The sequence below is a fragment of the Streptosporangium sp. NPDC006013 genome (assembly GCF_040614275.1).
Taxonomy (GTDB): domain Bacteria; phylum Actinomycetota; class Actinomycetes; order Streptosporangiales; family Streptosporangiaceae; genus Streptosporangium.
In genome coordinates, this window is sequence record NZ_JBEXUE010000391.1 from 1 (window position 1) to 9,620 (window position 9,620).

At 69.4% G+C, this 9,620-nt stretch carries 7 protein-coding genes and 1 pseudogene; all 8 read left to right on the forward strand.

Annotated features, from left to right (window positions below):
* Positions 1-1,014 (forward strand): glycosyltransferase (locus tag ABZ260_RS38765; protein ID WP_355627437.1); only part of this gene is annotated, 1,014 nt, incomplete at its 5' end.
* A gap of 188 nt (positions 1,015-1,202) precedes the next feature.
* The gene (helR, locus tag ABZ260_RS38770; protein ID WP_355627440.1) at positions 1,203-3,350 is read left to right on the forward strand and encodes an RNA polymerase recycling motor ATPase HelR; all 2,148 of its coding nucleotides are present in this window, start codon (positions 1,203-1,205) and stop codon (positions 3,348-3,350) included.
* 512 nt (positions 3,351-3,862) lie between these two features.
* The gene (locus ABZ260_RS38775; protein WP_355627443.1) at positions 3,863-5,383 is read left to right on the forward strand and encodes a glycoside hydrolase family 3 N-terminal domain-containing protein; all 1,521 of its coding nucleotides are present in this window, start codon (positions 3,863-3,865) and stop codon (positions 5,381-5,383) included.
* A 96-nt stretch (positions 5,384-5,479) separates the two neighbouring features.
* Complete coding sequence (locus tag ABZ260_RS38780) at positions 5,480-6,181, forward strand: pentapeptide repeat-containing protein (RefSeq protein WP_355627446.1); 702 nt, start codon at positions 5,480-5,482, stop codon at positions 6,179-6,181.
* A gap of 844 nt (positions 6,182-7,025) precedes the next feature.
* Positions 7,026-7,169, forward strand: a pseudogene (locus ABZ260_RS38785) (IS5/IS1182 family transposase); the annotation flags it as partial.
* 141 nt (positions 7,170-7,310) lie between these two features.
* Positions 7,311-7,436, forward strand: a complete 126-nt coding sequence (locus tag ABZ260_RS38790) for a hypothetical protein (protein WP_355627449.1) — start codon at positions 7,311-7,313, stop codon at positions 7,434-7,436.
* Between the two features lie 179 nt (positions 7,437-7,615).
* A complete protein-coding gene (locus tag ABZ260_RS38795; protein WP_355627451.1) occupies positions 7,616-8,740 on the forward strand; it encodes a TauD/TfdA family dioxygenase in 1,125 nt (374 codons plus the stop codon).
* A gap of 32 nt (positions 8,741-8,772) precedes the next feature.
* Entirely contained in the window at positions 8,773-9,540 is a 768-nt protein-coding gene (locus ABZ260_RS38800; protein ID WP_355627454.1) for an ABC transporter permease, read from the forward strand.
* Positions 9,541-9,620: the final 80 nt, after the last annotated feature.

Consider the following 9,620-nt stretch of genomic DNA (forward strand, 5'->3'; position numbering starts at 1 on the left):
CGCGCGGCCGAGTTGATCGCCGGCCAGTTCGACGCGGTCACCGCGACGGCCGAGGGATGTGACGCGTTGGTGGCGACCGGCATAATGCCGGCCGCGGCCGGCGCGCGGTCGGTGGCCGAGAAACTGGGCATCCGCTCCGTGTTCGTGGCCTTCCAGCAGATCACCCTGCCGTCGCCGTACCACCCGCCGCTGGCGTATCCGGGCCGGCCGTTCCCGCCGGAGGTGGCCGACAACCGGGTGCTGTGGGAGCTGGACGCCCAGAGCGTCAACGCGCTGTTCGGCGCGGCGCTCAACACGAACCGGGCGTCGATCGGCCTGCCACCGGTGGACAACGTTCGCGACTACGTCATCGGCGACCAGCCGTGGCTGGCGACGGACCCGGCGCTGGACCCGTGGCAGGAGACGCCGGACCTCGACGTCGTGCAGACCGGCGCGTGGATCCTGCCGGACGAACGCCTGCTCCCGGCCGAGTTGGTGACGTTCCTGGACGCCAGCACACCACCGGTGTACGTGGGCTTCGGCAGCATGCCCATGCGCGCGTCGAAGGACGCCGCCCGGGTGGCCATCGAGGCGATCCGCGCGCAGGGCCGCCGGGTAGTGATCTCCCACGGCTGGGCGGACCTGGCCCTGATCGACGACCGGGACGACTGCTTCGTCGTCGGCGAGGTCAACCAGCAGGCACTGTTCGGCCGGGTGGCCGCCGTCGTGCATCACGGCGGCGCGGGCACGACGACGACGGCCACCCGGGCCGGCGCGCCTCAGGTGGTGGTACCCCAGGCGACGGATCAGCCGTACTGGGCCGGCCGGGTGGCCGGCCTGGGCATCGGTGCGGCACACGACGGTCCGGCTCCGACCGTCGAGTCCCTGTCGGCCGCGCTCAGCACGGCCCTGACCCCCGAGACCCGCGCACGGGCGAGGGCCGTGGCCGACACGATCCGCACCGACGGGACGACGGTGGCCGCGACGCTGCTGCTCGACGCGATCAGCCGGGAAAGGCCGCCGGTGTCCGCGTGAACCACACGGGATCGGCGATCCAGGACCCGGAACACGAGAACCTGCGAACCCTGGCGACCTGAACCGGCAACGGCCGGGGGCCACGTCAGGCGGAGCGTTGCTCGTCATGGCCACCAGGTTCGTCACGCTCGTCCAGACGCCTTGCCGCGCGCAATGGCCGCAAGCGACCCCAGATCGGAGCTGATGCCATGAACCCCCTGACCACCAGTGCGTTCGACCTTCCCGACCACCTCGCCCCCAAGGCCGACCCGACGCTGATCGACGGCGACGAGCAGCACTTCGCGGCCATCGCGGAGAGCCTTGAGCAATCGATCGCCGACCTGTCCGACCGCCTCGATGCCGAGCGTAAGGCGCCCGGCGGCAAAGGCCGGCAGGCGATGGACCGGGACCTGGAGATCCACCGGCTGACCGCTCGCCTGCGCGCGCTGCGTCGCTTCGGCTTGGACCTGTGCCTCGGACACATGGTCGGCGCGGACGACTCCGAGCCCGTGTACGTCGGACGACTCGGCCTCACGGACAGCGCGGGTCGTCGGCTGCTGCTCGACTGGCGCTCCCCCGCGGCCGAGCCGTTCTTCGGAGCCACCCACGCCAACCCGATGGGGCTGGCAAGCCGTCGCAGGTATCGCTGGACCCGCGGCCGGGTCAGCGACTACTGGGACGAGGTGTTCACCCCGGACGGGCTTGTCGGGCACGCCGCGCTCGACGACCAGTCCGCCTTCATCGCCAGCCTGGGCGACAACCGGTCGGCCCGGATGCGGGACGTGCTCGGCACCATCCAGGCCGACCAGGACGCCGTCATCCGCGCGGGATCCCACGGCGCTCTCGTCGTCGACGGCGGTCCGGGTACGGGGAAGACCGTCGTCGCTCTGCACCGCTCCGCCTACCTCCTCTACTCCGACCCTCGCCTCGGTCACCACCGGGGCGGCGTGCTGTTCATCGGTCCGCACCAGCCGTACCTGGCCTACGTCGCCGACGTCCTCCCCAGCCTCGGCGAGGAGGGCGTGCAGACCTGCACCCTGCGGGACCTCGTCGCCGAGGGAGCCGCAGCGGCGATCGAGGCCGACCCGGACGTGGCCCGCCTGAAGTCGTCCGCGGACCTGGTGAAGGCGATCGAGCCTGCCGTCAGGTTCTACGAGAACCCGCCCACCAAGGGGATGACGGTCACCACCCTCTGGTCCGACGTCTGGCTGAGTGCCGACGATTGGGCCGAGGCGTTCGAAGCACCGGACCCCGGCACTCCGCACAACGAGGCCCGCGACCAGATCTGGGAGGAACTGCTCACGATCCTGATGGACAAGCACGACGACGAGGCCCCGGCTCACCTGCTCCGCAAGTCGCTGCTGCAGGACAGGGAGCTGCTCACGACCTTCAACCGCGCGTGGCCGCTGATCGAAGCGGCCGACCTCGTCGGAGACCTGTGGTCGGTACCCGCCTACCTGCGGAAGTGCGCTCCCTGGCTCAGCCGCGATGACGTTCAGGCGCTGCAGCGCGCGGACGCCCAGGCCTGGACGGTGTCCGACCTGCCGCTCCTGGACGCGGCGCGGCAGCGGCTCGGCGACCCGGAGGCGTCACGACGCAAGCGCCGGCAGGAAGCCGCTCTCGCCGCCCAACGCGAGCGCATGGCCCAGGTCGTCGACGCCCTGATCGAGGCCGATGACGACGGCGAAGGCCTCGTGACGCAGCTGCGCCGAGAGGACCTCCAGCGAAATCTGGTTGACGAGTCCGAGCTGCCCACCCTCGACCCGGACCTGCTCGCCGGCCCGTTCGCGCACATCGTCGTGGACGAGGCTCAGGAACTGACCGACGCGGAGTGGCAGATGTTGCTGCTCCGCTGCCCGTCCCGGAGCTTCACCATCGTCGGGGACCGCGCCCAGGCCAGGCACGGGTTCACAGAGTCGTGGCAGGAACGGCTTGAGCGGATCGGGCTCGACCGGATCAACCTGGCCTCCCTGACCGTCAACTACCGGACGCCGGAAGAGATCATGGCGGAGGCCGAACCGGTCATTCGGGCCATGCTCCCGGACGCCAACGTGCCGACCTCCATCCGCAGCGGCGACGTCCCCGTCGTCCACGGATCCGCTTCGGATCTGGGCTCGATCCTCGACACCTGGCTCGCCGCGCATGCCGATGGGACCGCCTGCGTCATCGGCGATCCCACGTTCCGGGCGACGCCTCGCGTCCGGTCGCTGACCCCGGAGCTGTCGAAGGGGCTCGAGTTCGACCTGGTCGTCCTCATCGACCCGGAGGCGTTCGGCGACGGCATCGAAGGAGCGGTCGACCGCTATGTCGCGATGACCCGAGCGACCCGGCAACTCGTCATCCTGACGAGCTCCTGACGTCGGCCGGACGAACGCCCGTTCCCGGCCGAGTCGCGCGGCGCACCATCGAGTCCCTGTCGGCCGCGCTCAGGACGGTCCTGGCCCCCGAGACCCGCGTACGGGCGGTCGGCACGATCCGTACCGACGGGGCGGCGGTGGCCGCGATGCTGCTGCTCGACGCGATCAGCCGGGAAGGCCGCCGGTGTCCGCGGCGTGAACCACGCGGGATCGTCGAGCCAGGGAAAGTGCCTCGTCCACGGGTGCCCGGCGACACCGGAGGTATCGCGCGGCATCGGGCCCCGTCACGTCGCGCCCAGGCCTCGTGTCGGCCGATCTTTGACTCGTCCTCGTCGAGGCCCGGTAAACCTTTACTCGAAGGCCAATGGTCAGCCCACTAGCAATTAGGAAACTTTCCTATTAGATTTGCGCCAAGCCACCGTGGGAGCGCTTTCCCCGGAGGTTCTGGACAACGTGGGGTCTGCGCGCCTTCGGCATGGGACGCCGACCGGTCGTCAGGCGAGGAGTGGTGAATGAAGCGCGGCCCAGAGCTGCTCCGTCTGGCGGAGACCGTCGTCCTTCCCGGTTTCGAGGGCAAGGCCCCGCCCGACTGGGTGCGGCGCAGACTCGGTGAAGGACTGGCCGGGGTGGTGCTCTTCTCCAGGAACATCGCCACCCCCTCCCAGGTCGCCGACCTCACCGCCGCGCTCCGCGAGGAGAACCCCCAGGTCCTCGTCGGCATCGACGAGGAGTCGGGCGAGGTCACCCGCCTGGAGGCGGCCGGCGGGAGCACCCGGCCGGGCAACTTCGCCCTCGGCGTGGTCGACGACACCGGCCTCACCGAGGAGATCGCCGCCGACCTCGGCCGTGACCTGGCCCTGGCGGGCGTCAACCTCAACTTCGCCCCCTCGGCGGATGTGAACTCCAACCCCGACAACCCGGTCATCGGCCTGCGCTCCTTCGGCGCGGACCCCGGTCTCGTCGCCAGGCACACCATGGCCTGGATCCGGGGCATGCAGTCGGCGGGCGTGGCGGCCTGCGCCAAGCACTTCCCCGGCCACGGCGACACCTCGGTCGACTCCCACCACGGCGTGCCGCTCGTCGCCGCCACCGCGGGGGAGCTGCACGACGTGGCGCTGCGGCCCTTCCGCGCGGCCGTCGAGCAGGGGGTGCGCACGGTCATGACCGGCCACCTGCTCGTCTCCGCCCTGGACCCGGTGATGGCCGCCACGCTCAGCCGCCGGGTCCTGCACGACCTGCTCAGGGTCGAGCTGGGCTTCGAAGGCGTCATCGTCACCGACGGCATCGAGATGACCGCGGTCTCCGGCCCGTACGGCATCGGCGGTGCCTCGGCCCTCGCCGTCGCCGCGGGCGCCGACGCGATCTGCGTGGGCGGCGAGCACGCCGGAGAGGAGACCGCGATCGCGGTCCGTGACGCGATCGCGGACGCCGTGATCGAGGGCAGGCTCTCCGAGGAACGGCTGGCCGACGCCGCCCGCCGCGTCCGCGAACTCGCCCTCTGGACCGCGACCACCCAGCGGGGCACGCCCGCGCGCGCCGCCTCCGGCGGTTCCGGCGACGCGTCGATCGGCCTGGCCGCGGCCCGGCGCGCGCTGCGGGTCACCCGCCGCTCCGCGACCGCGGCCTTCCCCCTGTCCGCCCCACCGCACGTCGCCGAACTCGCCCCCGAGATGAACCTCGCCATCGAGAAGGACACCCCCTGGGGCGTCGGCGAGCCGCTCGGCAAGCTCCTCCCCGGCACCACGGTCACCCGGCTGGACGCCTCCACCGCCACCGGGAGTGCCATCGAGACCGTACTCGCCACCGCGGCCGGGCGCCCCCTGGTCATCGTCGTCCGCGACGCGCACCGCCACCCCTGGCAGACCGACGCCCTCCGGCACCTGCTGGCCGCCCGCTCCGACGCCGTCGTGGTCGAGATGGGCCTGCCCGGCCGATCCGACCTCGGCGCCGTGCACATCGCCACCCACGGATCCGCCCGCGTCTGCGGCCAGGCGGCCGCCGAACTCCTCGCCGGAGACGAGAACGGGACCTGACCGGCGGACGGCGCGAGCGTCGCCCGACACCCGGCTCCTTCCTGCGGGGGCGTACGGCGCGGTGATTCTGTCGGGGCGGGCTGCTTGAATCGCCGGATGGATGTGGCACGGTTGCTGGCGGACCAGCGGGAGATCAACGGGGTCGATCTGGCGAGGCTCTCGCTCGGCGATCATCTGACCGGCGAGGGACCCTACGTCTTCAAGGAGTGCGACCTCACCGGCGCCGACTTCAGCGGGGCGTCGCTGGTGGGGGCCTCGTTCGAGGGGTGCGTGCTGGAGCGGGCCGACTTCCGCCGTACGGATCTGGACGGGGCGCGTTTCTCCGGCGGCGGGGGAGCGGGGCTCAGGTTCGCGAACGCCGAACTCGTCGACGCGGCCTTCACCGACGTCGACCTGTCGGGCGCGAACTTCGGGCGGGCACTGCTCACCGACGTCGTCTTCACCGGCTGCCGCATGATCGGCGCGGTGCTGACAGGCTGCCGGGGCATCGGCTACCGGTTCGACGGTTCCAACCTGATGCTGGCCGACCTGATCGGCTGCTCGTTCCGAGGCGCCCACCTGCGGGGCACCCGTCTCGACGAGGCCAACCTGTCGAACTGCGACTTCACCAATGCCGTGTTCGAGGACTGCCGCATGATCGGCGCCCGCACCGTCGACACGGTCTTCACCATGGCCGACCTGCGCGGCCTGGACCTCGGCGAGGTCGACGACACCCGGCTCCGATCGCTGCGCGGAGCGATCATCAGCCCGTCCCAGGCCGCCCTGATCCTCGCCTCCCGAGGGCTCACCGTGAACTGACGGAGACTCACTCCACCGGAGGCACGCCGAACCCGACCGGCCCATCGCGCGTGGCCGTGTCCGGCTCGGCGTGTTCGATTCACCACCCGGGTTATTCATAACCACCTGGGCGACAAAATCAGCAACGGAGCGGCGAACGGCGCGGGAAGCGGCCTGAAGTCAACCGGTATGAAGACGTTCCTCCGCCTCGACGAGTTCACGATCGTTGATGACAGTGAAGACGGGCGGGTCAAGTATTCATCGGATAAGCCGAGAGGACTGCCCATCACGGCGGCGCCGGCCGCTGGCAATAAGAATGGCAGTGCCGGCACGTGTGAGCCTGACGACGAAACCAAGAACAAGGACATCTCGGGCCGGCACTCGCGTCATGACCACCGACCAAGAGTCCTGGCAGCACCACATCACCCGCCACCAGCTCACCGCTTGACATAGAAACATCGGCGGCCCTGCTGAGGGCCGCTGTGGCATAGGACCGTCTGCACGTTTTGAGGGGATTGACACAACCTCATCCATGTCAGGCGAGTGTGTGCTCAGGCCTCCACCCCGATCAAGTTCGACGGGCCGGTATACGTCGATCTGTTGGGCGCACCTGGGTGTGCTGGATACCGCTCCGGGGGAATCATTCTTCGGGGCGTCGAAAAATGAGTGGCTCAACGACATGGTATTCACCACATGAGCGAAAGCTCGACGTGAGGTTGTTAGATACATCGAAGGGTTCTATATCGCCGCAGGCTTCGTTCCGCAAACGGTGTCGGACTCCGCTTGAGGTCCACAACGAGTACCTGAGCCGGCAGCTTGCAGCGTGAAGTGATCATCTGGAAGCTGTCCGGAGAACGCGGGGCCCCTCAACATCCAGGTTCTCGCCGCTCCGGACGGCACCATCGTGTGGACCTCCGGCTCCCCGCACGACCTGACCGCAGCCCGGATCTGGGGCACCATCCGCCGACTGAAAGCTGCCGGCCTGGTCACACTCGCCGACAAGGGCTATGTCGGGGCCGGCGAGTCGGCGCGCGTGCCCTACAAGGGACGCGGCAAGCTCGCGTAACAACTATGTGTCCGGTCTTGACACCATCACTACCGCTTTGCAAGATGACATCTTGTACAGCGAGACGCGAAACGGGGTGAGGAAATGGCGGCGAAGTCCCTGACCGGCTATCTTCCCGTCGCCCCGGTCCACACCCGCGCCCGCAACAACCCGAAGCGTCATGGCATTCGGCATGGTGCCGCCGTCGGCGGCACCATGATCCTCTTTTGACTGTGCCGCCCCGCAGCCCGCGCTGAGTCGCGGGCCGTCGGATACTGCGCACGCGATAGCGCGTGACCAGCGACGAATCGAGTCGTCTCTCGGCGGTCGGCGCCGAGTCGGATAACGCCGACAACTCTCTTTTAGTCGACGGACGGCCGCGATCGGCATGAACCGTCGGCCATCCGGCCATGACAGCGCTGCTGGCGCTGGTGACGTTCATATTTCGGGAGCATGTGATGGCAACAATTCTTGATCGGATCGAAGGCCCGGCCGCGTGGCGGGGGGACGAGATCGCGAACGACTCCTCCTGGCAGTACCAGCTGAGTGACGCTGAGATCGCCGAGCTGGAGCAGGTGGGGCGCGTGTTCGTCGATGACGATCCGGATCTGCGGACGGTTACCGCCGAGCAATACCCGTTGCCGGCCTGCGAAGCGGGTCTCAAGCGGTGGGGAGCAGAGCTCGACAGCGGGCCCGGGTTCGTCCTCGTCCGTGGCCTGCGCGTCGAGCACTACAGCGACGCCCTGTCGGCCGCGATCTTCTTCGTGCTCGGGCTGCACCTCGGCGTTCCAATGCGGCAGAACGAGCTGGGCGACCTCGTCGACCACGTCCTGGCCACCTCCGACAAGACCCGGGCGGACCCCACCGCCCTCGGCTCCAAGATCCGTGACGGGCTGGACTTCCACTCCGACAGCTCCGACGTCGTCGCGCTGATGTGCTTGCGCTCGGCGAAGGAGGGCGGGGCAAGCAGCCTGGTGAGCGGGGCGACCCTCTACAACGAGGTGCTCGCCCGGCGTGCCGAGCTGGCCCATCTGCTGCTCGAGCCGTGGTACTTCGACTGGTACAAGCAGGACCACGACGCGCCGGCGCCGTACTACACCTCGCCGATCGTCAGCTACGTCGACGGCACGTTCAGCATTTACGCCGGAAGCAAGATTATTTTCTCGGCGCAGGACTATCCGGACGTACCCCGGCTGACCGACGAGCAGGTGGAGCTGCTGCACCTGCTCGACGAGATCGCCGGGGAACCCGGCATCGCCCTGGACATGGACTTCCGTCCCGGCGATATCCAGTGGCTGTTGAACTATGCCGCCCTGCACTCGCGGACCGCGTTCGTCGACTGGCCCGAGCAGGGGCGGCGTCGCCACCTGTTGCGGCTCTGGCTCAGGCGGGACGTAGACCGTCCTCTTGCGCCGAACTTCGGCCGGCACGTGGTGAAGTCGCGCACCGAGACGCGCGACGCGGCCGGCCCCGACGACCGGGGGCGGTTCGGCATCCGCCTCGCGGCGCTGCCCCGCTTCGACTGGGGCTTGTAGGTCGGCGACGGCAATGGGCCGGAAGGGATGACATGGAGACTGGACAACGGCTCCGTCCGATCGCGCTCGGTACTCTGGGCGTACTCACGGTGCTGCTTGCTTGGCAGCTGATCCGGGTGACCAATTTCGTTCCCGAGAACTTCCTCCCCGGCCCGGTGCCGGTACTCGGCCGCGTCCCGGACCTATTCGGCGCCGAGGAGTTTCGCGGCGGCGTCGTCGATACGATCCAGGCCTGGGCAATCGCGCTCGGCCTGGCCACGCTCGTCGGCGTGGTGATCGGGGCACTGTCGATCGCGATCCCCGGCCTTGCCGCGCCGACGTCCGTCGTGGTGGACGCCTTCCGCGCGATCCCGTCGACCGCGCTGATCCCGATCGCGATCCTGCTGTGGGGCCTGGGCACCGAGATGAAGGTCGCGGTGGCGGTCTACGCGATCGTGTGGCCAATCCTGATCAACACGATCTACGGGCTGTCCAGCGTCGAACCGATGCGCATCGACGCGGCGCGGTCGATGCGTTTCTCCTGGTTGCGTACCCAGCTGTCGGTGTCGCTGCCGAGTGCCCTGCCGTCGATCTTCACCGGCATCCGGATCGCGTCCGGAAGCGCGCTGGTCGTCGTGATCAGCACCGAGCTGGTGGGCGCGCTCTCCGGCGTCGGCACGGTGCTGGTGTCGTACCAGCGTGCCGGCCGTTCGGACTACGTCATCGCCGGGACGGTGATCGTCGGTGTCTTGGGCGTCATCATCTACAGCGCCATCACCTGGTTGGAGCACCGCACTGTGAAATGGAAGTCCGTTGCCTAGCCCCGTCCGGGCCGCGACTGTCGAGTCCGCCCCCGTTGCCGCGCCGGCGCGGCAACGGCCGGACCGGCTGATGGGCCGAC

Coding starts and splice junctions, on each gene's coding strand:
- helR (WP_355627440.1), top strand. CDS start 1,203: ATGAACCCCCTGACCACCAGTGCGTTCGACCTTCCCGACCACCTCGCC.
- ABZ260_RS38775 (WP_355627443.1), top strand. CDS start 3,863: ATGAAGCGCGGCCCAGAGCTGCTCCGTCTGGCGGAGACCGTCGTCCTT.
- ABZ260_RS38780 (WP_355627446.1), top strand. CDS start 5,480: ATGGATGTGGCACGGTTGCTGGCGGACCAGCGGGAGATCAACGGGGTC.
- ABZ260_RS38790 (WP_355627449.1), top strand. CDS start 7,311: ATGGCGGCGAAGTCCCTGACCGGCTATCTTCCCGTCGCCCCGGTCCAC.
- ABZ260_RS38795 (WP_355627451.1), top strand. CDS start 7,616: ATGACAGCGCTGCTGGCGCTGGTGACGTTCATATTTCGGGAGCATGTG.
- ABZ260_RS38800 (WP_355627454.1), top strand. CDS start 8,773: ATGGAGACTGGACAACGGCTCCGTCCGATCGCGCTCGGTACTCTGGGC.